This is a genomic window from Flavobacterium sp. YO12, assembly GCF_004119495.1.
In the GTDB taxonomy this organism is placed as follows: Bacteria; Bacteroidota; Bacteroidia; order Flavobacteriales; family Flavobacteriaceae; genus Flavobacterium.
The window spans coordinates 26,619-52,228 of record NZ_NRQU01000020.1 but is presented as its reverse complement, the minus strand read 5'-3'; the positions used below and the strand labels follow the sequence as shown (position 1 = coordinate 52,228).

Here is a 25,610-nt window from a genome sequence, read left to right as displayed (position 1 = left end):
AAACAAAACAACAATGAAGGAGTTAGTTAACAAACTAAAAGGAGATAGAGTAATATGGTCATTCGTGGCTCTGTTGGCGTTGTTTTCATTTATGCCGGTTTTTAGTGCGAGTAGTAATCTAGCATATATAGGTCATGGAACTGGGAATACATTAGGTTATTTGGTTAAGCATTTAGCGCACGTTTGTATTGGTTTTTTGATTATTTACTGGGTTCATAAAGTGCCGTACCATTATTTTAGAGCAATTTCTAAAGTGGCGCTTCCAGTAGTTTGGTTGTTGTTATTATACACCTTGTTGAAAGGAACCGTAATTGCGGGAGCAAATGCAAGTCGTTGGATTCAGGTGCCGTTCATTGGAATTACATTTCAAACATCAACATTAGCGGCAAGCGTATTGTTTATTTACGTGGCTCGTTATTTGTCGAAAACTAAAGAAGAAAACGAGCCGTTTCAAACCTCGTTTATTCAGCTTTGGGTTCCGGTTTTTATCACTCTGGCGCTTATATTACCAGCTAACTTTTCGACCACAGCGTTGATTTTTTCGATGGTTATGATGTTAACGTTTATTGGTAAGTATCCATTAAAATATATTGGATTTATCATTGGTTCAGGAATTGCAATGCTGGCATTTTTCCTTTTGGTGGCAAAAGCATTTCCAGATTCAAGATTCTTCAGTAGGGTATCAACTTGGGAAAGTCGTATTATGAACTTTACCACTGACAAACCAGATGAAGATGATTATCAAATTGAGAAAGCAAAAATTGCAATAGCATCAGGAAGATTAGGCGGATTAGGTCCTGGGAAAAGTGTTCAGAAAAACTTTTTACCGCAATCATCTTCAGATTTTATTTATGCAATTGTAGTAGAAGAGTATGGTTTGGTAGGCGGAGTTTCGATATTGGTTCTTTATTTATTGTTATTATTCCGATTTGTGATTGCATCGCATAAAGCCAATACCTTATTCGGAAAATTAGTCGTCGTCGGTCTCGGATTCCCCATGATATTTCAAGCAATGATTAATATGGCGGTTGCAGTAGAATTACTGCCCGTAACAGGACAAACGCTTCCGCTGATAAGTTCTGGAGGTAGTTCGATTTGGATGACTTGTTTTTCACTTGGAATTATCATAAGTGTAACCAAGAAAGACGAGGAGATTGCGGAAGAAATGGAGGAGAAAGAAAGACGAAAAGAAGCACTTCAAAGATTAATTGATAAAGAATTGGCTGAAGAAGATTTAGCTGTTGATGAAAAAGAAGTTTATCAAGATGCAGATATGTATTCGATCGAGGATAGTTCAAAAAATCCAATGAATGCAGTTTTAAACAAATAAGAAAGGATAAAATAGTTTATAATAATAGCTATTAAAAATATGACAAAGTATAAATTCATACTAAGCGGAGGAGGAACAGGAGGACATATTTATCCTGCAATTGCGATTGCAAACGAATTAAAATTACAATTTCCTGATGCTGAATTTCTTTTTGTGGGCGCCAAAGATAAAATGGAGATGCAAAAAGTGCCGCAGGCAGGTTATGAAATAAAAGGTCTTTGGATTGCTGGTTTACAAAGAAAGTTGACTTTGCAAAACATGATGTTTCCTTTAAAATTGGCTTCAAGTTTATTAGAGTCAAGACGAATTATTAAAAAGTTCAGACCAAATGTAGTTATTGGAACTGGTGGTTTTGCCAGTGGTCCATTGTTGCAGGCAGCTGGTTCAGCAGGGATTCCAACAGTAATTCAGGAACAGAATTCTTTCCCAGGAATTACCAATAAATTGTTGAGCAAAAAAGCAAATGCAATTTGCGTAGCCTATCAAAACTTAGAACGATTTTTTCCAAAAGAGAAAATTGTTTTGACAGGAAATCCAGTTCGTCAGGATTTAATCGATATTGAAAGTAAGCGTGATGAAGCAATTGCGTTTTATGGTTTAGATTCGAACAAAAAAACATTGTTGGTTCTAGGTGGAAGTTTAGGTGCTCGAAGAATCAATCAGTTGATCGAAAAAGAATTGCCAAACTTTCTTTCGCAAGATGTTCAGGTAATCTGGCAGTGTGGAAAATTATATTTTGAAGACTATAAAAAATACAATCAGCCAGGTGTAAAAGTGGTTGATTTCATTGAAAGAATGGATTTTGTATACGCTGCTGCGGATGTAATTATTTCAAGAGCAGGAGCATCATCAGTTTCAGAATTGTGCATTGTCGGGAAGCCGGTAATTTTTATTCCGTCACCCAATGTAGCTGAAGATCATCAAACTAAAAATGCACAAGCTATTGTAGAGGCTAAAGGTGCAATTTTGTTGAAAGAATCTGAATTGGATAATGAATTTAGCATTGTTTTTGAAGCGCTGCTGAAAGATGAAGGAAAACAAAAACAATTGAGTGCAAATATTAAAAAATTGGCAATGCCAAAAGCAACACAAGATATTGTTGCTGAAATTGTCAAGTTAATTCAATAAGCTGTAAGCTATAGGCAATAAGCTTTAAGCTTGATGCGCTGTCTACAGAGTAGCAAAGTGTAAAAGGAATATAATAGAGAGTAATAAAGATAAAAGTTGAAGGCTTAAAGCCTATAACTTAATGCTTAAAGCAAAAAGAAATGAATTTAAATCAAATACAAAACGTTTATTTTATTGGTATTGGAGGCATCGGAATGAGTGCCCTGGCCCGCTATTTCAAATATATTGGGAAACAGGTTTCTGGTTACGATAAAACGCCGTCAATGCTTACAAGTGAATTGATTGAAAGTGGTATAGATATTCATTTTGAAGATAATATTAATTTAATTCCAGCAAATTATCATGTAGAAAATACATTGGTAATTTTTACGCCTGCGGTTCCTAAGTCACATTCGGAGTGGAATTATTTTATTGAAAGAAATTACGAAATTAAAAAGCGTGCCGAGGTTTTAGGAATCATTACCAAAGACACCTTTAGTTTTGCAGTTGCAGGAACACACGGTAAAACAACAACGTCTAGTATTTTAGGACATATTCTATATGAAAGCGGTGCAGATGTTACTGCATTTGTAGGCGGAATTGTAGAGAATTACAACTCTAATTTAATTGGAACTGGAAAAACAGTTACCGTTGTTGAAGCAGACGAATTCGATCGTTCGTTTTTGCATTTACACCCAAATATTGCGTGCATAACCTCAATGGATGCAGATCATTTGGATATTTATGGAACAAGTGAAGCTATTGAAGCTTCGTTTGTTGAATTTGCAGACAAAATAGAAGACAAGAATAATCTGTTTATCACAAAAGAATTACCTCTTGAAGGCGTTCAATGTGCGATAAACGAAGATGCTGTATATAAGGCATATAATGTCAGAATCGAAGATGGAGCTTATGTTTTTGATGTGCAGACGCCATCAGAAATTATGAAAGATCTTCATTTTGGACTGCCTGGTAAACACAATTTAATGAATGGGTTAATGGCTATTGCGATGGCAAAAACTTATGGCACCCCGACCAGTGCTATCGCAAAAGCCATTGCTTCATTTAACGGAATCAGAAGACGTTTTTCTTATCAGATCAAATCGGATAAGTTGGTTTATATAGATGATTATGCACATCATCCAACTGAAATAAATGCTGTTCATCAGGCGGTTAGAGAGTTGTATCCTGGACGAAAAGTTTTGGCGATTTTTCAGCCTCATTTGTTTAGCAGAACAAAAGATTTTGCTGACGGATTTGCTGAAAGTCTTTCTCAGTTTGACGAAGTGTTTTTAATGGATATTTATCCAGCACGCGAATTACCGATGGAAGGGGTTACGTCGCAATGGTTATTGGGTAAAATGACAAATTCGAACAAAAAAATTGTTGCAAAAAATGATTTATTAGCGGAAATCAAAGCCAGTGATGCGCCAATAATTGTAACAATAGGAGCTGGAGATATTGGAGAGATGGTGCCGTCAATCAAAAAAATGCTGCATGAAAATATTTAATTGGACAAATATTCGATTAATACTAATTTTTGGATTGGTACTTTTTTTATATTCTTTCGCACAACATCGAAATGGGGAGCGAAAATTAAAGAAATCCGAGGTCGTTTTTGTAGGAGAAAATACGCTTTTTGTGAAGCCGGAAACGGTTAATAAATTGTTGATAGAAAATAAAAGAGACGCTTCCAGTATTAGAAAAGATGAGTTAGATTTGAATAAGATTGAAAAAACCCTTGATACGCAAGACATGATTGAAAAGTCAAATGTTTTTGTAAGTATCGATGGTGTTCTAAAAGCGGTAGTAAAACAGAAGACAGCCATAGCAAGAGTTTATGATGGCGATCAGTCTTTTTATATTGACTATGAGGGTGGTAAAATGCCTTTGTCTGACAATTTTACTGCTAGAGTTCCTCTTGTTTCAGGGGCAATAAATGAAAAAAATAACGAAGATTTAGCTGCTTTATTTCGCACAATTTATGACGATGCGTTTTTGAGAAAAAACATCATTGCAATAGAGATTATGCCGAATGGCAGCCTAAAAATGTTTAATAGAAATTATAATTACTTCATCGATTTTGGCAGAATGATGAATGTTGATAAAAAATTTAGAAACTATAAAGCCTTTTTTCAAAAAGCGGTTTTGGATAGTTCGTTATATAAGTACAATAAAATTGACCTTAGGTTTACGGAACAAGTAGTTTGCACAAAATAATAGAAAATGGAAAAAGATAACATTGCAGTAGGTCTAGATATTGGAACGACAAAGATAGTTGCCATGATAGGCAAGAAAAATGAGTATGGAAAGCTTGAAATTTTAGGTATTGGAAAATCTAAAAGTTTAGGAGTTGCTAGAGGAGTTGTAAACAACATTACGCAAACTATTCAATCAATTCAGCAGGCTATACTTGAAGCAGAAAACAATTCAGGTTATAAAATAAAAGATGTTGTTGTGGGTATCGCCGGACAGCACATCAGAAGTATTCAGCATACAGATTACATCAGCCGTAATAATCCAGAAGAGGTAATTGGAGAGAAAGATATTCAGCTTTTGATCGATCAGGTAAATAAATTGGCGATGCTGCCAGGTGAAGAAATTATTCACGTTCTACCGCAAGAGTTTAAAATTGACGGACAATCTGAAATTAAAGAGCCAATCGGAATGTACGGCGGAAGATTAGAATCTAGTTTTCACGTTGTAGTTGGTCAAGCGTCTTCAATCAGAAATGTGGGACGTTGTATTCAAAGTTCAGGAATCGAATTGTCTGGATTGACATTGGAGCCATTAGCTTCGGCAGATGCAGTTTTGAGTCAAGAAGAAAAAGAAGCGGGTGTTGCATTAATCGACATCGGAGGCGGAACAACAGACTTGGCTATTTTTAAAGACGGAATTATTCGCCATACAGCCGTAATTCCTTTTGGAGGAAATGTAATTACAGACGATATTAAAGAAGGCTGTTCGATTATCGAAAAACAAGCAGAGCTTTTAAAAATAAAATTCGGATCAGCTTGGCCGGGAGAAAATAAAGACAACGAAATTGTTTCTATTCCAGGTTTAAGAGGCAGAGAGCCAAAAGAGATTTCGCTTAAAAATTTATCTAAAATTATTCACGCACGTGTTGTGGAAATTGTAGAACAGGTTTTTGCAGAAATCAAAGCTTACGGACACGAAGATCCTCGTAAAAAGTTAATTGCAGGAATTGTTCTAACTGGAGGTGGTGCTCAATTAAAGCATATTAAACAATTAGTAGAATATATTACTGGAATGGATACCAGAATAGGATATCCAAACGAGCATTTAGCTGGAAATTCAAGCGAAGAAATTTCAAGTCCATTGTTTGCAACAGCTGTTGGTTTAGTAATGAACAGTATTGAAAACAGTACACAAAGCGCCGTTAGGATGGAAATTGTAAACGAGCAGCCAAAAGTTGTTTACAGAAATGTTCCTCCGCCAGTGCAGCGATACGAAGTAGAAGAAAATTACGTTGAAAGAGTAGAAACTATTGAAGATACTCGAGAAACAGTAAGCAGAGTTGAAAAACCTGAATCTACAGAAACAAAAATAAGAAGATCATTTTTTGATAGATATGTCGACAAAATCAAAGATTTTTTAGACAACGCAGAATAATAAAAGAAAAGGATTACTCTTTGCCCCAAGCCAAGAAGTAAAAAATGTATTAAATAAGAATTTCAAAAACCAAAAAGATGATGAGCAACTCAGAATTTGGAAGTATTTCATTTGATTTACCAAAAAACCAATCAAATGTTATCAAAGTAATAGGTGTAGGTGGAGGTGGTAGTAATGCTATCAACCATATGTTTAAACAAGGTATTAAAGGCGTTGATTTCATCGTTTGTAATACCGATTCACAAGCGCTGCAAAACAGTTCAGTGCCTAACAAAATTCAGTTAGGTATGAATTTGACAGAAGGTCTTGGAGCAGGAGCAAATCCTGACGTAGGACAGCAGTCTGCTATTGAAAGTATTGCCGATATCGAAAAAGTATTGGATCGTGGTACTAAAATGGTATTTATCACCGCAGGTATGGGTGGTGGTACTGGTACAGGTGCTGCTCCAGTAATCGCGCAATTAGCAAAAGAAAGAGAAATCCTTACCGTAGGTATCGTGACAATTCCATTTCAATTTGAAGGGAAAGTGCGTCAAGAGCAAGCGTTATTAGGAATCGAAAAATTACGTAAACAAGTTGACTCTTTAATCGTAATTAATAATAATAAATTAAGAGAAGTTTACGGAAACCTTGGTTTCAAAGCTGGATTCTCTAAAGCCGATGAAGTTTTAGCAACTGCCTCTAGAGGTATTGCCGAAGTAATTACGCATCACTATACTCAAAATATCGATTTACGTGATGCTAAAACAGTTTTAGCAAACAGCGGAACCGCTATAATGGGTTCGTCTGTGGCAGAAGGTGAAAATAGAGCTAAAGATGCGATTATATCAGCATTAGATTCACCATTATTAAATGATAATAAAATTACAGGTGCCAAAAACGTATTGTTGCTTATCGTTTCTGGATCTAATGAGATAACGCTTGACGAAATTGGAGAAATCAATGATCATATTCAAGCAGAAGCAGGTTATAATGCTAATATTATCATGGGAGTTGGTGAAGACGAAACTCTTGGTGAAGCTATTGCAGTAACTATTATCGCTACTGGTTTTGATGTTGAACAACAAAATGAAATTGTTAATACAGAGCCTAAAAAAATAATTCATACGTTAGAAGATGAGCAAAGAAGTGTTCATAATTTAACAAATAAAACGCTTGCTTCTTTTGATTTGAATGCAGATACACCTATTGCAAAATCAGAGGAAAAAGTTATTTTTGATTTAATGGACGATACGGATACGGTTGCTCCCGTAAATGAAATTCCAGCTGCTCCTGTAACAGCACCAACAATTAATCAAGAAGAATTGGTGGTAATGTCTGAGTTTATTAAAAACCTTGACGTGACTTTTGAAATTGTTTCGCCAATTACAGATATTGATTTCAAAATTTCAACGCCGGCAGCAGAAATCGTTCAAGAAGTAAAACCAGTACAACAAAGAACATTTGAGAAAGAAGAACAAACGACTTTTTCTTTTGATCTTCCTCTTTTTAGATCAGAGCCTGAAGTTAAAAGAGAGCCGGTTGCTGAGCAGGAATCAAAAATTATGTTTGAGTTGAGTAATGAAACTCGCAACATTAAAGTAAATGATCCTGTGCAATTTGTGCCGGTAACTGAACTTTCAGATAAAGGTGTGATAAAATATTCTTTAGAAGAATATATGGAGGTAGAGAATGACTTATTGTCTTCAAAACCTGCTGAAAAAGTAATCGAAGATGTAGTTCCAGAAGAACTGAACATTACGTTGAAGCCAAGAGTAGATTTTGCAACAGATGCAGATTATACAACCACTTCGGAAGTTTCTCCAATGGAATTAACAATTGAAGAAACATTACGATTAAGAGCTGAAGAAAGAAGAAAGAAACTAAAAGAGTTTAACTATAAGTTTCATAATAATGTTTCTAGAATTGATGAGTTGGAAAAAGAACCAGCTTATAAGAGATTAGGAATTGATTTGTCAAATAATCAATCTAACAATACAAATTCTAGAATTTCAGTTGGAACAGATAGTAATAATGATCTTCAATTACGTTCAAATAATTCATTTTTGCACGACAACGTAGATTAATTTTACAATCATAATATTAGGGTAACCCGAAAATTGGATTTAATTTTCGGGTTATTTTTTTTATCTTCGCACAGAATTTAGAAATTTGACTCGTAAATAGTACTTTTAAAACAATATTGTCACCCTGAGCGTAGTCGAAGGGCTTCTTATTGGAAAAGGCTTCGACTAAGTTTATCCTGAGCGAGGACGAAGGACTCAGCCTGATAAACTATAGTATTAGTTTAATAAAAATTCCAAATTAATATATCAATTAATAGGCATTTTGCTTATTTTAAATAAAACATAAACATGAGTTTACAAACACAAATCATGGACGAGATAAAAACGGCCATGAAAGCAAAAGATACTGTGGCGCTAGAATCATTAAGAGCTATTAAATCTGAGTTGTTGTTAGCTTCGACAGCTTCAGGATCTAAAGAAGATCTATCAGAAGATGAAGAAATTAAATTACTTCAAAGATTAGTAAAAACTCGTAAAGAGAGTGCTAGAATTTTTACGGAGCAAAATCGTCCTGATCTAGCTGAGCCAGAATTAGCGCAAGTTGCAGTAATCGAGAAGTTTTTACCTGCGCAGTTAAGTGAAGAAGAAGTAGAAGCTGTGGTTGCAAAAATTATTGCTGAAACTGGAGCTTCAGGAATTGCTTCAATGGGTAAGGTTATGGGATTAGCATCTGCTCAATTAGGCGGAACTGCTGAAGGAAAAACCATTTCTGCAATTGTAAAGAAACTTTTAGTTTAAATAAATTTAGACTTCAGAATGTAGATTTTAGATTGCAATCAGTAACCTAAAAATCTACATTCTAAAATCATAAATCAATCGACCTCGTAGTTCAACTGGATAGAATATCAGATTTCGGCTCTGAGGGTTGGGGGTTCGAACCCCTCCGGGGTCACTATAATAAAGCAAAAAGCCTGAGAATTTATGTTCTCAGGCTTTTTTTATGGTTTGAAAATTTTGTCCGTATTTTTTACTATTAACAAGCTCAATATTTATAGTTGATTTTGGTTCGAACACGATCATGGGGTTTTGAATTATAAACAGAATAATTTTACTTTGAAAAATCACTTTAAAAAAACATATTATGTCTCTGGTACATTCTTAACTTTGCTTCAATATTCGTCTGCGTATTTTAAAATGTTTAGTTAAAAAGGTATTACATATCAACAAGTATGACAAGGGAAGAGTCTATTAAAGAGTATTACTTTAGAATTAATAAAAGTATAGATTATATAAAAGAAAACCTTCATGAGGAACTTTCTTTGGAAAAATTGGCTGGTCTTTCTAATTTTTCAAAATTTCATTTCCATAGAATTTTTAAATCTGTAACTGGAACGACAATCAATGAATTTATAAAAAACGCAAAAATAGAGAGAGCTTTGTTTTTCTTAATGAATAATCCATCAAAAACGATTAGTGAAATTGCTGCTGATTGTGGTTTTTTAAGTATGTCATCTTTTTCAAGGGCTTTTCGTGAAGTAAAGCATTTAACGCCAAGTGAATGGCGAAAGCGTCATAAAAATAGCAATATTGGTATAATGGATAGCAATATTGGAAAAATGCAGTCAAAAATCGAGGACTACCTTGCACTCAAATTAAATAATTTAAAAAAAAATGAAATGAGTGAAATTGTTAAGCTTGATTTTGAAATCAAAAAAATTGAAGAATTTAGTGTTATTTATATCAGAAATCTCAATATCCATAATCATGATAGTGAAACATTTGGTAAAATGTTTGAGCAGCTTTTTAGCTGGGCTACTCACAGAAATTTAGTTAATTTTCCTGAGACTAAAGCATTAACTGTTTATAGAAGCAATGCTAATTTATCTGGAATGCTTCAAGCAGATGTATGTTTGTCTGTTCCTGATAACATAGTAGGAGAAGGGATAGTTGGCAGTACTACAATAACGGGTGGATTATATGCTGTTTTCCATAAAGAAGCACCAATGTCTGAATGTTTTAAAACATGGAATTACATTTACGAAGTATGGTTTGAAGAAAATGGTTATCAGCCTGATAATAGAAATTTCTTTTTAAGTCATCTAAATGATCCTAAATCACATCCTGAAAATCTTCATATTATTGATATCTATATACCAATAAAATTATTATAAAAATTTAAAAATGTAAATTCCAACAGGATTAGAAACTTCTAAATTCAAATTATGAAATTGTCCTTTATAATCTCATTTTCTTTGACAGCTAATGGTTTGCAATTTAATTTTAGAATAAATTATTTTTAAAATTATATCTAGATATTTAAACTAATGTCCTAATGAAACATGATATTAGATTAAACATCATTTAAAATCTTTAGATCTTCTAATAAATGGTTCGAATTCTGTACCGTCAAGGTCAATAAAAAAGCCCCAACAAAACATTTTTGCTGGGGCTTTGAGTTAAAAAGCATTAAGTGCCTTTGTATAATGGGTTTTGTTCTAAAGTTGGATCGCTGTTCAAAGTAGGAACATCTATTGGCCATATTATTTTATGGTTTATTCCGTCAATATTTTGAAGTACACCAACTAAAGGAAGGTCTATTCTAAATACTAAAGGAGTTCCAGTTGCATCTTGCATACGGCGTAAGTCGTACCAAATTTTTCCTTCGGCTACGAATTCTTTTTGTCTTTCAGCGAAAATTGCCAATTCGTTTTGTTCAAAAGAACCATTTGCATAAACAGGAGCAGTACCGCCGCCGCCAGCATAAGCGCGGGTTCTAATAATGTTGATTTCGGCAGAAGGATCTTGTCCTTGTTTGTTTTTTATTTCTGCCAGCATTAAATAAGCTTCAGAAAGACGGTAAACAGGGAAGTCGTCTGAAAAAGTACGCGCGCCATCAACAATAGTTCCAATAAATTTACGCAAGTTGGTAGCGTGAACTGTTCCTTTGTTGAAGTTTAAGAAAGTAACATTTGCTCTTGTGTCGGCTGCTTCATATTTTTGATATAAGTCATATTTGTACTCGTATCTTATAATGGTTCCGCCTCCATTTACCTTTAACGGATCGTTAGAAGGAATTGCAACACCTTTGTCATCAACATAACCCGCTAATGGATCTGTAATAGCGTAAATAAATTGACCATAGCTGTTTGTTGCTTCTCCAAAACCAAATCTCAAAGCAAAAATAATTTCATTATTTCCTTTTATTGAAGCTGTAGCGGCTGAGTTAAATACATTGGCAAAGCTTGATTGTAAGCTGTATTTAGGTATAACCGCTTCTACTGCAGTTCTTGCAATCGCTAAATCAGAAGCTGTAGATGTTGGATTGGCTCCATCAATCTTTACTTTAGCCGACCATAGGTATACTTCGGCTTGAAGCATTTGTGAAGCTCCCAAAGACCATTGTCCTTTTTGCATTTTAGGGGTGTAATCTCCAGAAAAACTTGCAATAGATTTCGTTACGTCTTCTTTGATAAAGTCTAAAGTTTCTTTTTCTGTTTTTGTACGGGGCAAATAAGCATCTTGAGCTGTTGTAGGTGTAGTAATAGCTACTTTAGGTTCTTTGGTTACAGGAAGTCTCCCGTAAGTACGATACAATTGAAAATAATAAAACGCTCTTAAACCATAAGCTTGACCAAGATAATAACTTTTGTCGGCAGCAGTCAAATATTGGGCTTTTTCTACTTGATAGATAAAATTGTTTACCTGAAATATAGGTGCGTAAAGTCCTGCCCAGCCTGTAATACCAGGAGATGATTCTCTAATATCCTGACGAACGATAGATCCTGAGTTTAAAGATGCAGTTCCAGTAAAGCTGGTTCCGTCTCTTAATGTTCCTCCTCTAAGTTCTCCTAATGTAAACAATGTAAATTGATAGCTTCTTAGTTGGCTGTGTAATCCTACCATTGCTCCATCTACTTGAGAAGGAGTTTTCCAAAAGCTTTCACTAGCGTAATAATCTTCTGGAGCTAAATCCAGTTTGTCGCAGGCATTAAACGTAATTGACAACGCTAAAAATGCAATTCCTATTAATATCTTTTTCATATCTTTTTTTTATAAAATAATTTGAACACCAAAAACCATAGTACGAGGTAACGGATAGCCCCCAGTAACATTTATCCCTTGATCTGTTTTCTCTGGCGAAAACAAAGTTGATTTACTTATGTAACCTAAATTCTGTCCAGTTAAAGTAAGCTTGATTCCTTCTATTTTTAATTTAGTTAATAAGTCAGCAGGCAATGAATACGATAAACTGATTTCTCTAAAGGATAGATAATCTGCCTTATTGTAAAACATGCTCGAAGTACGCATAGTATTGTTTTTAAACAATTGATCAGCCCAGTAATATGTTGGGTATTTAGCATTTGGATTCTCAGGAGTCCAAGTGTCAAAAACTTCTTTGGTCGTATTAAATGTTCCTTGTGCATTACTTAAAAACCAAGATCTAGGACCGTCATATTGAACAAAGCCTAAAGCATAGTCAAAACGAGAGCTAAAAGCAAAACCTTTGTAAGTTGTGTAAAAACCAAAACCACCAGTTACTCTAGGAACAGTTCGTCCCATATATTCTCTGTCATAACTATTGATAATGCCATCTCCGTTTACATCTTTCCATTTTACATCACCTAAAGCTATAGGGTAAGCCAGCGCTTTTTCAGAAGAACTCATTGCATTATAAACATCTGGATGAACCAAAACTTTAGCGCCAATTAAATCTCTTAATTTTAAAGCGTAAGAATCTAAGTCAGCTTGAGTTCTAATAATACCTTCGGCAACATAAGCATAAGCAACGTTTGGATCTTGACCTTCTTGCAGACCGCCAACCCAAATTAAATTACCATCTTTATCTGTAACCTGACTTCCGCCAACTCTATTGTTTTCTAAACCATTGTTTGGCAGTTTCAATATTTTGTTAACATTGTAAGCTGCATTTGCATTAAAATCTAATGAGAAATCAGCCGTTTTGATGACTTTGTAATTCAAATCAACCTCTAAACCTTTGTTTTGCATATTACCTAAGTTTGTAGTAATTGATGTTATGCCTGAGGTAGCTGGCAGAGTGAAGCTTGAAATTTTGTCTTGTGTTTGTCTATTATAATAAGCTAGCGAAAGATCTAATCTGTTAAATAAACGCGTGTCTAGACCAAACTCATATGTTGCAGAACGTTCCCATAATAAATCAGGAAAAGGAAGTCCGTTAAGCTGATAGCCAACAGTTCCGTCATATTTACTGCTTCCGTATGATCCTTGCAATTGGTATGGGCCAATAAGGTTGTCGCTCACGTTTCCGTTTTGACCATAGCTCGCTCTTAGTTTTAAAGTATTGATTATTTTAGAATCGCTTAAGAAGCTTTCTTTATGTACATTCCAACCTACAGATATTCCAGGGAAATTACCCCAGCGATTATTTAGCAGTTTAGAGTATCCGTCACGTCTGATGGTAAAAGTTGCTAAGTATTTTTCATTATAATCATATGTGACACGGCCAAAGAAAGATAAAATGCGTTGACGCGTGTGGTAAGTGTCAATACTTCTTTTGTCTTTGTCTGAACTTGTGTACTGTAAATCCATAAAATCATCAGATGGTGCGCCTGAACCTGCAGCGGAAACACCATTTGAATAGATGTCGTAGTATTCTGCTCCAATCATAGCATCAACATGATTTTTTCCTAAGAAATCAGTATTGTAGTTTAAAGTACCATTATAAGTCTGGCTGAATGATCGGTCAAATTGAGCCGACGAAGAACGGGTTTTGTTGATGTTGTTAGGGCTTGATAAGAAATCTTTATTGAACGATTCATAAAAACCTTCATTATAAAACCAGTTGGCACTAGTTCTAAAATATAGATTTTTTAATATATCAGCTTTAAAAGATTGGGTCATTGTAAATTTATCAGTTTGGTTTTTGCGGATGAACTTATCATCATTAACAGCTGGATTACCATCTGTATAATCTCTTCCTACTAATAAATCTCCATTAGCATTCGTTCCTCTCATTGTTGGCGGTGCGCCTAGAGAACGAGTTAAATAATTGCTTTCGCCATTTGTTTGCGGACCTCTCCATTGCGCTGTTGCGAAGTTCAAGCCAGAAGTAGAAGTCAGCCAAGGCTTTATTTTATAATCACCATTAAAAACAAAAGTCAGCCTTTTGTAAAAAGTATTAATTGGTAAACCTTCTTCGTTATAAGAACCAATACCGGCATAATAACTGCCTTTTTCACTTCCGCCTGTCATAGATAAATTAATATCTTTAGTTATACCCTGAGGTCGAAGAGCGTAGTCTTTATAGTTAAAATCTTTGAAAATGATTTCCTTATTGGTACCATTCGGGTCGTAAGCTCCAGCAGCATTTGTACGAACAGGATCAGTCATACTCTGCCAGCCTTGTCCCAATAACTCTTCGTTACTTGGGTTTCTAAACATTGGGCTCCATACAGCAGATGCGTTTTTATTACCATCAAGAATATTTCCAGATGCATCTTTATATAAATTTCCAGTACCAAATGGCCCAGTAGAATTTAACTGACTAAGACGGCTGGCGTCATAGGAACCAGAAGTCTGAATAGCTTTTCTAGACCAGTATAAATATTCTTGTGCATTGATAAAATCAAATGGTATATTTAAAGTATTGATACCAAGATTTGTATTTATAGTGATATTCGAAACACCCGCTTTACCTTTTTTGGTAGTAATCAAAATAACTCCATTATTGGCTCTAGCACCATAAATAGCAGTTGCCGAAGCATCTTTTAAAACTTCGATAGAAGCAATGTCATCAGGATTGATTTCGCTGAAACTAGCTCTCAAAAAACCGTCTACCATTACTAATGGAGATCCGCTTCCGTCGTAATTAGTTCCTCCACGTAAAGTGATGACAGGAACAGCACCAGGACTTCCTGAAGCTTGCTGCACTCTTAAGCCTGGGATTGTACCAGCCAGAGCCGAAGCAGGATTAGAACGTACTCCAGTTTCTAAAACTCTATTATCTAGTTTTGATACAGAACCCGTTATTTTAGATTTTTTCTGAGTACCATAACCCACAACAACAATCTCGTTTAATTTTTGTCCCGATTCTTTTAAGACAACTGTAATTGATGAAGCTCCAATAGTTAATTCCTGCTGATCCATACCGATGTAAGAAACAATAAGTTTTGTAGCGCCCTCAGGAACATTTAATTCAAAGTTACCGTTGAAGTCAGTTTGAGTTGAAACTTTAGTTCCCTTAACAACAATATTTGCTCCAGGCAGTGGGTTTCCAGCCTCGTCGAGTACCTTTCCTTTTATTTGTTTTTGAAATAAAGATGATTTAATTGTCGTTCTGTCATTTGCTGCTTTTACTATTTCATTTTTTTCTGATAAAATAGTTGCTGCAGTAGATTTTGCTGCCGATACCTGTATAGTAAAAGGTATCAAAAATAAGGGCGTTAATTTGATAACGTTCCCTAATTTAGGCATAAGCCAATAATTCTCAGGCTTGCTTTTTGGTAGTAATTTCATACTTTTGTAATGGTTTGGTTAATAATAATTTTCCTTCGTGGTCATGTTTATTTTTTCCAATCTATATTTCTTAATAAGAAGAAATCGGCCAGTAGTGTTCGCAGCATCTGCTGGCTTTTTTATGAAAAAAAAGTATAAAAAAGGGTTTCCCCGTTTTAGTCAAATTGGCTTGTTGTTTTTATATTGATATCCTTTCTTTCTAAATACTGGTTTAGTGTTCTTTTAGTACTTATAAACTTCAATCAAAACGTTCCAGTAAAACTTCTTTTCCTTTTTGATGTGTTGTTTATAATCAAATCAAGTCAGTTATTTCAATGTAAATAACTTTCAAGATTACCTATTGCTCAAAGAAGGGAGGATTCTTTTCTTGCGATAGTATTTCTATGTTGGTTTTAGTTGATTGTGCTAAAATATTATGGTTCCATTTTTACTGCATAAAAGAGCAAAAGATCAAAAAAGAACTAAATGATTTTGACTAAAACGTTTTTCTAGGTTGTAAACGTATGAAATGTTTTTAATAAATCAATCTAATTATTAAAAAAAATTTATTAAGTATTTTTTAACAATGAGGTAAACCGTAAAGAAATCAGATAATAACGCTTATATTGTTGTATTGTAATTTTTTATCTTAAAATAAAACATTTTAAATATTTTTATTAATTCGTGTTTATGTATAATGTGTTCGAACACATTTTTACTGTTTTGCTTTTTTTCTTAAATAATAATATATACATTTGTTAAATATTAAAATATTTTATTAAATAAAAACGGGTTTTAGTTTTTTGTTTCAGCTAAAAAAATAATGTTTTTGAAAATCAGATAGGAGGAATGATATTTAGGAAATATTCAATTTACTGAAATGAAAAAGACTAAAAAGAAGAGGATTTGTTTGATGAAATGAAAGAAAAAGAAAAATGAAATAAAAAGTTTTAATAATGACTAGCTGTAATTGCACTGTGATAATGAGAGTTTGAAAATAATCTTGCCAAAGGAGGATCGAGCAGGTTTGTTGATGTATAATTCTCTAAATTAACAGTGTGATTGTAAAAGAATAATTAAGGGAGAAGAAGTAATTATTTTGGAATGTTTTTAAATTAGATTTGAAGAACGACTATTTAAAATGAGAAAATTAGAATTGAATTATGAATTATTATAAAAAATACAACTGGTTTCATTTTGCAATGATTGTTATGCTGTGTGCCACGATAAGTGCAAATGGTCAGATAAAAAAAACAGTATTGCCGGATAGTTTGTTTTCTACTTTTTATCATCAGCGCGTTTCTCATTTTAGAACACTTCCATTGACAAAAAACGACATTGTTTTTGTTGGAAACAGTATTACAAATGGCGCAGAGTGGGCTGAATTATTTGCAGATAATCGGATAAAAAATCGTGGAATAAGCAGTGATGTAAGTGCCGCAGTTTTGAATCGAATTGATGAAATTGCCATTAGAAAACCTGAAAAAGTTTTTTTATTGATTGGAGTTAATGATTTGTCAAGGAATATTTCGACCGATAGTATTTTTAAAAATATTGTAAAAATTGTTTCGTATTTAAAACAAGAATCTCCATCGACAAAATTGTTTGTGCAAAGCATATTACCTGTAAATGATTTCTATAAAAAATTTGAAAACCATACAGGCAAAGGAGAACAGATAAAGCGCTTAAATGCTGTTTTGAAACAAAATTCGGCTGTTTATCAATATACTTATATTGATTTGCACACTTCCTTTTGTGATGAAAACGGAAAGCTAAGAAAAGAGTTAACTAATGACGGTTTGCATCTTAAGGGAGACGGCTATTTGTTGTGGAAGCATTTAGTTTATCCTGATGTTTTTGATCTAGAATCAAAACCTTCGTTACTGCCAAAGCCACAACAGTTGAATTGGAAAACAGGTGCTTTTTCGTTAACTGCAGAAACAGCAATTCTCGTTGATAATCCAGCTTTAGAGAAAGAAGCTTTGGTGTTGAAAGAAGCTATGGAGCAAAAAGGATTGAGGGTAAAAGTGACAAATAAAACGGCATACAATGAAAAATATATTCAGCTGTGTTTAGGGAATGTTTCCGCTCCAAAAAATCAGTCAGAGGCGTATCACTTAGAAGCAACATCAGATAGAATAATTCTTACAGCCAATACTTCGCAGGGAATTTTTAATGGTATTCAAACCTTACTGCAATTAATGCGGGATAATACCTTTGTAGATGCTTCTGATATTACCGATTGGCCTGCCTTTGCATGGCGCGGATTTATGGTAGATGTGGGAAGAAATTACCAATCTGTTGCGCTTTTGAAACAGCAAATAGATGTTATGGCAGCGTATAAATTAAATATCTTTCATTTTCATCCTACAGAAGATATTGCATGGCGTTTGCAAAGTAAGTTATATCCGCAGTTAACAGCTCCAGAATATATGCTTCGTGATAAAGGAGAGTATTATACAGAAAGCGATTTAAAAGAACTTATTAAGTATTGCAAAGAGCGATACATAACTTTGGTTCCTGAAATTGATATGCCTGGACATAGTGCAGCGTTCAAAAGAGCAATGGGAGTCGATATGCAAAGTGATGCAGGTTTAGAAATTGTAAAAAATATAATCAAAGAATTTTGTGCGACTTATGATGTTCCTTATCTGCATTTAGGTGCCGATGAAGTTAAAATAACCAATCAGAAATTTTTGCCAGAAGTTATTGCTTTGACTGAAAGTTTAGGTAAAAAAGTAATAGGATGGGAGCCCGGTGGGAATTTTAACGATGGAGTAATTCGTCAGCTTTGGATGGAAGGCGCGACAAGTGTTAGTAAAAATAAAAACATAAAATATTTAGATTCTAGACACTTGTATCTAAATCATATGGATCCTTTAGAAAGTGTTGTTACAATTTTTAATCGTCAAATATGTAATTTAACTGAGGGTAATGAAAATGCTTTAGGAGGCACTGTTTGTGTATGGAACGATAGAGCTGCGGCGAATGAAGAAGATGTTATGAAAATGAATCCCGTTTATCCCGGTATGCTGGCTTTTGCAGAACGCAGTTGGCAAGGCGGCGGTTATGCAGGCTGGACGGCAGTTATTGGTCAGCCCGAAAGCGAAAGAGCTAAATCATTTGCAGTGTTTGAAAACCGTTTATTAGATCAAAAAAAACAATATTTTAAAAACCTGCCTTTTAATTATGTTAAGCAGGCAGATTTAGTTTGGGATATTTATGGACCTTATGATAATAAAGGAGATTTGTCAAAAGCTTTTGCATTCGAAAAACAGTCATTTAATACAGTAAAAGAAAAAACAGTTTACAAAGCTGTTGGCGGTGCTTTGGTTATGAGACATTGGTGGGCACCGCAAATTTCGGGCGTGATCGAGAAGCCGCAAGAAAATACAACTTGGTATGCTCAAACTCAAATTTGGAGTGATGAAGACAAAGAACAGGAATTTTGGATAGGCTTTAATAATTTATCACGTTCAATGAGTACAGATTCGCCGGCTGCTGGTACTTGGAGTAATTTAAACAGCGCAGTTTGGGTGAATAATTTATTGGTAAATCCACCAATTTGGAAACATCCTGATATGAAAGGTAATTCAGAAATTCCATTGAGTGACGAAGGATATGAATTTAGAGATCCAACAAAAATTGCATTAAAAAAAGGATGGAATACAGTGAGAATTAAACTGCCCGTTGGAGTTTTTAAAGGTAAAGATTGGCAAAATCCAGTAAAGTGGATGTTTACTTTTGTTGAAGTAAGTAAATAATGATTATTGTTTTTTAGAAAATAAATTTTCAACCACCCAAGCCGGACCAATTAATAAAAACTGAAGATCTTTTAAGAAAGAAGGTTTCTTGCCCTCAATATTATGTCCGTAAAATTGCCCAATCCAAGCAATTACAAATACGCCGATCGAGAAAATCCATAACGGAAAAACCTGTCCGATATATTAATTCGCTATTAAACAAAGAGCCGAAAAAATGGCAATTTTAACCGCCATCGCAATCGATAATCGGATGTAGAAAATTAGAACAAAAAGTAAAACGACAAATGCCCAATTCTCGATAAACGGAGCATTTAGTTTTAGTGTATTTGCGATTAAACCGCTTGGAATACTCATTAATAAACCAACGATAGAAAAGAAAATTGCGGGCACACAAATGTAGTGTATCGCTTTGTTCTGTGGGTTTTGATGACTTACAGCGTATTCAGTAAACCATTGGTCTAATGTTCTCATTCTCTTTGGATTTAGGTATTTGTAAATCTAGTAAAATTTTCTTTAGATTTTACTTATTCCGTTTTGAATGTTTCATTGAGAATGGTAATACTAAATAGGCAGATAGAATTTCTAAAACTGTAATTCTTGATCTGTTTTTTTAGGCGAGAACTTCAGTTTGCATTTTATTATGCTCATTATAATCAAAAACGCCATCCCACAATTCGTCAATCTTTATCAAGGCTTCATTTAACGGAATAACGCTCCATTTTCCGCTAGTTTCAATTCCAATTCCAATGTTTTTTAATTTGAATAAAGCATCGTTCACATCAAAATCCAATTCTGTTTTTAATTCAGAGGCAAACCAAGCTTCTATTTGTAGATCTAATTCTTCGGCAGTTAACGGATATTGACTTCTGCTTAAAAAAGAATAAGCCAAAATGGTTTCTTTCAAAGCCTCTTCTTCAGACGAATTTAAAAGCGAATAAAAAGCACCGCTGTTGTTTCCTAAGTTTTTGAAATACAAACTGTCTGAAAGCATTTTAGAATATCTGATTTTTTTGTTTACAAAGTTGTTGTACTGTCGAAAACAATAAGCAGATAATATTCCTAAGGCAATCAGACCTTGATTTAGCGAGGTTTTGCTGTTAAGTAAATCAATAGCTTCTCTCGTTTCATAAGCGCCGTACATATTAATTAAAGCTGGAATCACTTTCGCACTTAATAATGAAAGACCTCCAAAAATTCCAGGAACCCAAAGCAGTAATTTGTCTTTTAAAGACATTTTCGGAATGGCATTTGGAAAAATAGTTTCAAGATCATTTTTAGGAACGCGTTTAAAGATTTTCAATGCAATCGAACCCGGATCAATTGGCATTTTTCCTAACTTCACTTTCTTTTCACTCAAATAATCAGCCTCATTATAATTAAGAAAAATCATTACCCGATCGTAATATTCGATCTCAACTTCTTTCTTCCAGAAAATGTATTTTGTAATTTTTTCTTTAGCTTTATGATGACCGCGAACATAAAGTTCGTAATCTTTAAAAGCATTAAAATCGATCGATAAATCGAGTCCAATCAAGTCAGATTCCTTAAAAGCAACTTCCAGTGTTTCTTTGTCTATACGATGATAATTGCCGCGTTCTAAAACCGTAAGTAAAGTGTTTTTAAAAACAGAAAAATCACTTTTTCCAATAAAGCCCTCGCGTTCTTTTTCGCTCAAATCAGGGTCAAAAAGAGAATAATTTTGTTTTAAATTTCGATTTAGATTAAAAGATTCGTAATGATAATAATGTTCTATAATGTCGAATAATTTCTTGAAATCGTCAATTTTATTTGAGTCTTCAGCGAAAGCAGTAATTTGTTGTTCGAGTAAAAATTCCTTGTTAAAAGGAATATAATGTTCTCGTGTCATATCGATTTTTGAGGCTTTAATTTTTGAAGTATATATGTAACGCAAAAATACTGCTCCAAATTTGATTTTTTAAGTTTTTTTAGAAAGGAATAAAGATTTTGATACTCATTTAATCAAAAATAAGAATCTCTATAAAAAGACAAAAGCCGTAAAGAATTTCTTTACAGCTTTGACTTCCTTGAGAGGGTACCTTAGATATGTGCGGATCAGTTACATATCTAAAATTGTTTCTATTGCATGAATAGATTTACATCGACCCTTCTTATAATAGTAATAGCAGAGAGTGAGGATTCTTCTGTGTTATATTATAAGCACTATTACGGAGATTAGTGTAGGGTCTGTTTTTTATATAATTTAGTTTTTATCAGTTTAAAATCGAATAAATTTTAATGGCAGCGGTTATTTTTTCACATCCTTTAATTTGCTTATTTGGCTTTCCATTAGTTTTTTATACTCATTAACAAGCTTGGAATATTCAGCTTTAATAAGATCGCAGGTTATCCCGGTTCTATCACCTCGAATAGACTTTCGAATATAATCGTAAGAATATCCGTATCTATTTTTGATAATCTTTAAGACATCTTGATTGTAACTTGGTTTAGTTTTTATATTTTTGTCCATTGCTTAATTTGTATTAAAAACGAGACAAATATAGTAAGATATTTCTTAATTACAAAATAAATAGAATATTTTCTAATAAAATAATAATTTATGTCAGAAAACACCTTACAGAGAATAAAGCAGTATCTTGATTACAAGGGTATTAGAGTTAGTGCTTTTGAAAGAGAGATTGGTATGTCTAATGGATCTTTTGCGAGCCAATTAAAAAGAAATAAAACAATAGGGCTCGATAAGTTAGAAAATATCCTAAGAAGATATTCAGATATCAATCTCGAGTGGCTTTTAAAAGGTACCGGCAGTATGATAAGGTTAGATGCTTTTCGTGAAGAACCTGTTATATATTACAAAACAGAGAAGACAGACAAAGACGAAGAAGCAATCAATTACAAAGATCTTGCAGAAGCTCGAAAAGAGACAATTGAAAGCCTTCAAAAAGTAATTCAATATTTAGAAGCACAAATTGCAGAAGGAGATCAGAAGTAAGAAGTTCTGTTTTTTAGTTGTTTAAGCGACAAGTTTTTTTTTCTTTACCAAAAGCAAAATGCGCTTGATTCAGTTTTGATTCCGTAACAAGAAGGAGATGCGACAGTACGAAAACAGGTATAAATACCTAGTTGTTTGTACTGTTTTATAAATAATTTTGAATTTCTTATAAAAGTCAAAAATAGATTATGATACATTTTATACTCTCTGTTTTAGTTTTGGTATTAAAGCAGTTGTTCTAAGTTGAAATTTTCTTTATTGCTATCACTTTAGTTTTTTTATAGAACAAAGCTTTATTCCATTTATGGGCATTATTTTTTACATTTGTGTCCTATGAAAAAAGCTTTTCAACTCTTCGATTTTACTCAAAAAGTCAATTACAAAAACGAAATTTTAGCAGGTTTAACCGTTGCAATGACTATGATTCCAGAATCTTTGTCGTTTGCAATTTTGGCTGGATTTCCGCCTTTAGTTGGTTTGTATGCTGCTTTTATAGCTGGATTAGTTACTGCAGTTTTTGGCGGAAGACCTGGAATGATTTCTGGAGGCGCGGGAGCAACAGTGATTGTTTTAATTGCTTTAATGAAATCGCACGGATTAGAATATGTTTTTGCGGCGGTTGCGCTTGGCGGACTGGTGCAAATAACTATTGGACTTTTTAAACTCGGAAAATTTATACGTTTAGTCCCGCAGCCTGTTATGTTTGGTTTTGTAAACGGACTGGCAGTTGTGATTTTTATGTCGCAGCTCGAGCAGTTTAAAACTATTGTAAATGGCGAAACAACTTGGCTGCAAGGAACGCCGCTGTATATAATGTTAGGTTTAACCGCACTTACAATTAGTATCGTTCTCCTTTTTCCGAAACTTACAAAAGCAGTTCCAGCTTCTTTAGTGGCAATTATGGTAGTGTTTGCCATCGTACTTATTTTTAATATTGAGACTAAAACAGTCGAAGATATCGCCTCAGTTCAAGGCGGATTTCCTCCGTTTCATATTCCTAATATTCCTTTTACTTTTGAAACTCTTAAAGTAATATTTCCCTATTCTGTAATTGTCGCAGCCGTTGGTTTAACCGAAGGTTTGCTTACACTGAATCTTGTTGACGAGATTACAGGAACACGAGGGAATAGTAATCGCGAATGCATTGCGCAAGGAAGTTCAAATATCTTAAACGGTTTCTTTTTCGGAATGGGCGGCTGCCCAATGATCGCACAAACTTTGGTAAATCTTGGTGCCGGTTCCAGAGCAAGACTTTCTGGAATTATTGCTGCTTTAACGATTTTAATGATTGTACTTTTTGGAGCTCCTGTTATTGGTAAATTGCCAATGGCGGCTTTGGTTGGTGTTATGATGATGGTTGCAATTACAACATTTGAATGGTCGAGTTTCAGAATTATCAATAAAATGCCTAAACATGATATTTTCGTTGGTATTTTAGTCGCTCTTATTACAATTGTATTGCATAATCTAGCTTTAGCAGTTTTAATTGGAGTAATTATTTCTGCTTTGGTTTTTGCATGGGAAAGTGCTAAAAGAATCCGAGCAAGACAGTATGTAGACGAAAACGGAATAAAACGTTACGAAATTTATGGGCCGTTATTTTTTGGTTCGATAGCTGCTTTTACAGAGAAATTCGACATCAAAAACGATCCAGATCATATTGTTATAGATTTTAAGGAAAGCCGAGTTTCAGATATGTCAGCAATCGAAGCGTTAAATAATTTGACTAAAAAATACAATCAGCTAAACAAGGTTGTAGAATTACAGCATTTAAGTGCAGATTGCAGGCAATTGCTTAAAAATGCTGATGCTGTTATCAACGTAAATGTAATAGAAGATCCTACGTATAAAGTCGTTTCTTAATTATCAAATTTAACGAAGCATCGATTTTACGTCGCTGAACTTTCCGTCAATTTCGCCTATTTGCAAGCCTAAAATATGAGCAATTAAAGGATAAACCGAAACGTTTTGAAAAGTTTTTACCGTTTTATCTACTTTAAATGCAGGACCTTTTGCATAGAAAATGGCATGCATATCTTTTTCGTTATTGTCATAACCATGAGTTCCGCCTTTTATATTTTGACTTTCTTTGCTGACTAGGCTGTATCCTTTTTTTGCTTCGATTACAAAATCATGTACACGCGGATTGGTGCCGTAATGAAGTCTTTTTGGAACTTCTGCTGCTTTCCAAAACTTAATATGCGGTACTTTTTTTAAGGCTTTTGCGATTGAATCTTGACAACTGGTTTTTGCCTGAAGACTCATAATTGGGTTAACTACGGCTTTGTATCCAAGCCATTCTGGTTTTAAATAATCTAAAACAGCCACTTTTTTATCATTGCTGATGTTCGCCATTCCGTGATCTGAAACAATAATCAAATTGATTTTTTTTCCAATTTCTAATTGATCTAATCTGCGAGACAATGCGCCCATAATCGAGTCCATTTTTATAACCGCTTTTTTAGTCTCTGCCGATAATGGTCCAAAATTATGACCTGTATGATCTGGCTCATCAAAATACAAAGTGACAAGATGAGGTCGTTGCTTTTCTGGAAGCTGAAGCCATTTTAGGACAGTATCGATTCGAGCTCCGTATGGAATTTTACTGTCGTATTTTTTAAAATAACTTGGATTTCGTTTATCAATGTCAGAACCCGGCCAGAAAAAAGAACCCGTTTTTACACCTTGCTGCTCTGCGAGATTCCAAATAGGATTTCCGCCGTAATAGCGAGAATCAGTTTTGGCATCACTTGATAATGAAAAAGATTCGTTTAAAGCGGCATCATAAAAAACATTATTGATGATACCATGATGATCAGGGTAAAGCCCTGTAACAATAGAGTAATGATTTGGAAAAGTTTTACTCGGATAAGAAGGTTTCATTGATTTTGCATGAACACCCTCAGTTGCGATTTGCTTTAAATTTTGAAGCTTAAAGTGTTTTGCATAATCCCAGCGAAATCCATCCATAGAAACTAAAACTACATAAGAATCTTTGTTGGTTTGAGCCTGTAAAAAAGTAGTAAGAAGTAAGAGTGTAAAAGATAAGAGGTGAGTTGTGAATTTTCTCATTTTGTAATTTTAATAGAACTGCAAAGGTAGAAATAACAGATTTTTTAAAGAAAAAGAGAATGTTAAATAAAGAGAGTTGCCACGAATTGCACTAATTTCCACGAATTAATTTTTTTCAATCTTTTGCGCATATTTTAATTAGCCACAGATTACACAGATTAAAAGGATTTTTATTTTATGCAGATCATAGATTATAAAAATTAAATTAATCTGCTTGAATCAGTAAAATCTGCGTGAAATTTTTTTAGTGTTTC

General features: G+C 34.0%; 15 protein-coding genes, 1 tRNA gene and 1 pseudogene. 12 read left to right on the top strand and 5 right to left on the bottom strand.

All coding sequences use genetic code 11. The annotated features are described in order from the left end of the window. Positions 1–13 precede the first annotated feature (13 nt). From BOW55_RS08780 to BOW55_RS08740, 9 genes are all read left to right on the top strand, one after another. Positions 14–1,330 carry an FtsW/RodA/SpoVE family cell cycle protein gene (locus BOW55_RS08780; RefSeq protein WP_129023808.1) on the top strand — a complete coding sequence of 439 codons (1,317 nt, stop codon included), beginning with the start codon at positions 14–16 and terminating at the stop codon, positions 1,328–1,330. A 39-nt stretch (positions 1,331–1,369) separates the two neighbouring features. Next, positions 1,370–2,458, top strand: a complete 1,089-nt coding sequence (gene murG / locus BOW55_RS08775; protein ID WP_129023807.1) for an undecaprenyldiphospho-muramoylpentapeptide beta-N-acetylglucosaminyltransferase — start codon at positions 1,370–1,372, stop codon at positions 2,456–2,458. 140 nt (positions 2,459–2,598) lie between these two features. Next, entirely contained in the window at positions 2,599–3,948 is a 1,350-nt protein-coding gene (murC, locus tag BOW55_RS08770) for a UDP-N-acetylmuramate--L-alanine ligase (RefSeq protein ID WP_129023806.1), read from the top strand. Further along, complete coding sequence (locus tag BOW55_RS08765) at positions 3,935–4,657, top strand: cell division protein FtsQ/DivIB (RefSeq protein WP_129023805.1); 723 nt, start codon at positions 3,935–3,937, stop codon at positions 4,655–4,657. Before murC ends, BOW55_RS08765 begins: the two co-directional genes overlap by 14 nt. Positions 4,658–4,663: 6 nt before the next feature. Further along, positions 4,664–6,070: a cell division protein FtsA gene (ftsA, locus tag BOW55_RS08760; RefSeq protein ID WP_089054910.1), complete on the top strand. Its 1,407-nt coding sequence runs from the start codon at positions 4,664–4,666 to the stop codon at positions 6,068–6,070. A gap of 77 nt (positions 6,071–6,147) precedes the next feature. Beyond that, the gene (gene ftsZ, locus BOW55_RS08755) at positions 6,148–8,136 is read left to right on the top strand and encodes a cell division protein FtsZ (RefSeq protein ID WP_129023804.1); all 1,989 of its coding nucleotides are present in this window, start codon (positions 6,148–6,150) and stop codon (positions 8,134–8,136) included. A gap of 288 nt (positions 8,137–8,424) precedes the next feature. Beyond that, positions 8,425–8,874, top strand: coding sequence for a GatB/YqeY domain-containing protein (locus tag BOW55_RS08750; RefSeq protein WP_089058254.1), 450 nt, complete (start codon positions 8,425–8,427; stop codon positions 8,872–8,874). A gap of 80 nt (positions 8,875–8,954) precedes the next feature. Next, positions 8,955–9,028: transfer RNA gene (locus BOW55_RS08745), tRNA-Arg, on the top strand. A 277-nt stretch (positions 9,029–9,305) separates the two neighbouring features. After that, complete coding sequence (locus BOW55_RS08740; RefSeq protein WP_129023803.1) at positions 9,306–10,247, top strand: GyrI-like domain-containing protein; 942 nt, start codon at positions 9,306–9,308, stop codon at positions 10,245–10,247. A 295-nt stretch (positions 10,248–10,542) separates the two neighbouring features. Here the strand turns inward: BOW55_RS08740 and BOW55_RS08735 are convergent, their stop codons facing one another. Together BOW55_RS08735 and BOW55_RS08730 are read right to left on the bottom strand one after the other, a co-directional pair. After that, the gene (locus tag BOW55_RS08735) at positions 10,543–12,117 is read right to left on the bottom strand and encodes a RagB/SusD family nutrient uptake outer membrane protein (RefSeq protein ID WP_129023802.1); all 1,575 of its coding nucleotides are present in this window, start codon (positions 12,115–12,117) and stop codon (positions 10,543–10,545) included. 9 nt (positions 12,118–12,126) lie between these two features. After that, a complete protein-coding gene (locus BOW55_RS08730; protein WP_206733597.1) occupies positions 12,127–15,570 on the bottom strand; it encodes a TonB-dependent receptor in 3,444 nt (1,147 codons plus the stop codon). A 1,142-nt stretch (positions 15,571–16,712) separates the two neighbouring features. Between BOW55_RS08730 and BOW55_RS08725 the strand changes: the two genes are divergently transcribed. After that, positions 16,713–19,313, top strand: coding sequence for a family 20 glycosylhydrolase (locus BOW55_RS08725; protein WP_164975018.1), 2,601 nt, complete (start codon positions 16,713–16,715; stop codon positions 19,311–19,313). Between the two features lie 3 nt (positions 19,314–19,316). Here BOW55_RS08725 and BOW55_RS08720 read toward each other — a convergent pair. Together BOW55_RS08720 and BOW55_RS08715 are read right to left on the bottom strand one after the other, a co-directional pair. Beyond that, positions 19,317–19,784: pseudogene (locus BOW55_RS08720) on the bottom strand (DUF962 domain-containing protein). A gap of 139 nt (positions 19,785–19,923) precedes the next feature. Next, on the bottom strand, positions 19,924–21,180 hold the full coding sequence (locus BOW55_RS08715) for a TMEM143 family protein (RefSeq protein WP_129023801.1): 1,257 nt from the start codon (positions 21,178–21,180) through the stop codon (positions 19,924–19,926). Between the two features lie 711 nt (positions 21,181–21,891). Between BOW55_RS08715 and BOW55_RS08710 the strand changes: the two genes are divergently transcribed. Both BOW55_RS08710 and BOW55_RS08705 read left to right on the top strand, forming a co-directional pair. Continuing rightward, positions 21,892–22,284 (top strand): hypothetical protein, encoded by a 393-nt coding sequence (locus tag BOW55_RS08710; RefSeq protein ID WP_129023800.1) that lies wholly within the window; start codon positions 21,892–21,894, stop codon positions 22,282–22,284. A 333-nt stretch (positions 22,285–22,617) separates the two neighbouring features. After that, complete coding sequence (locus BOW55_RS08705; protein WP_129023799.1) at positions 22,618–24,147, top strand: SulP family inorganic anion transporter; 1,530 nt, start codon at positions 22,618–22,620, stop codon at positions 24,145–24,147. 9 nt (positions 24,148–24,156) lie between these two features. On the opposite strand, the gene BOW55_RS08700 is transcribed toward BOW55_RS08705, so the two are convergent. Continuing rightward, entirely contained in the window at positions 24,157–25,356 is a 1,200-nt protein-coding gene (locus BOW55_RS08700; protein WP_129023798.1) for an ectonucleotide pyrophosphatase/phosphodiesterase, read from the bottom strand. Between the last annotated feature and the right edge of the window lie 254 nt (positions 25,357–25,610).

What these genes read in the sequence shown, in the direction of transcription:
- BOW55_RS08780 (WP_129023808.1), top strand. Translation starts at nt 14, where the DNA reads ATGAAGGAGTTAGTTAACAAACTAAAAGGAGATAGAGTAATATGGTCA.
- murG (WP_129023807.1), top strand. Translation starts at nt 1,370, where the DNA reads ATGACAAAGTATAAATTCATACTAAGCGGAGGAGGAACAGGAGGACAT.
- murC (WP_129023806.1), top strand. Translation starts at nt 2,599, where the DNA reads ATGAATTTAAATCAAATACAAAACGTTTATTTTATTGGTATTGGAGGC.
- BOW55_RS08765 (WP_129023805.1), top strand. Translation starts at nt 3,935, where the DNA reads ATGAAAATATTTAATTGGACAAATATTCGATTAATACTAATTTTTGGA.
- ftsA (WP_089054910.1), top strand. Translation starts at nt 4,664, where the DNA reads ATGGAAAAAGATAACATTGCAGTAGGTCTAGATATTGGAACGACAAAG.
- ftsZ (WP_129023804.1), top strand. Translation starts at nt 6,148, where the DNA reads ATGATGAGCAACTCAGAATTTGGAAGTATTTCATTTGATTTACCAAAA.
- BOW55_RS08750 (WP_089058254.1), top strand. Translation starts at nt 8,425, where the DNA reads ATGAGTTTACAAACACAAATCATGGACGAGATAAAAACGGCCATGAAA.
- BOW55_RS08740 (WP_129023803.1), top strand. Translation starts at nt 9,306, where the DNA reads ATGACAAGGGAAGAGTCTATTAAAGAGTATTACTTTAGAATTAATAAA.
- BOW55_RS08735 (WP_129023802.1), bottom strand. Translation starts at nt 12,117, where the DNA reads ATGAAAAAGATATTAATAGGAATTGCATTTTTAGCGTTGTCAATTACG.
- BOW55_RS08730 (WP_206733597.1), bottom strand. Translation starts at nt 15,570, where the DNA reads ATGAAATTACTACCAAAAAGCAAGCCTGAGAATTATTGGCTTATGCCT.
- BOW55_RS08725 (WP_164975018.1), top strand. Translation starts at nt 16,713, where the DNA reads ATGAATTATTATAAAAAATACAACTGGTTTCATTTTGCAATGATTGTT.
- BOW55_RS08715 (WP_129023801.1), bottom strand. Translation starts at nt 21,180, where the DNA reads ATGACACGAGAACATTATATTCCTTTTAACAAGGAATTTTTACTCGAA.
- BOW55_RS08710 (WP_129023800.1), top strand. Translation starts at nt 21,892, where the DNA reads ATGTCAGAAAACACCTTACAGAGAATAAAGCAGTATCTTGATTACAAG.
- BOW55_RS08705 (WP_129023799.1), top strand. Translation starts at nt 22,618, where the DNA reads ATGAAAAAAGCTTTTCAACTCTTCGATTTTACTCAAAAAGTCAATTAC.
- BOW55_RS08700 (WP_129023798.1), bottom strand. Translation starts at nt 25,356, where the DNA reads ATGAGAAAATTCACAACTCACCTCTTATCTTTTACACTCTTACTTCTT.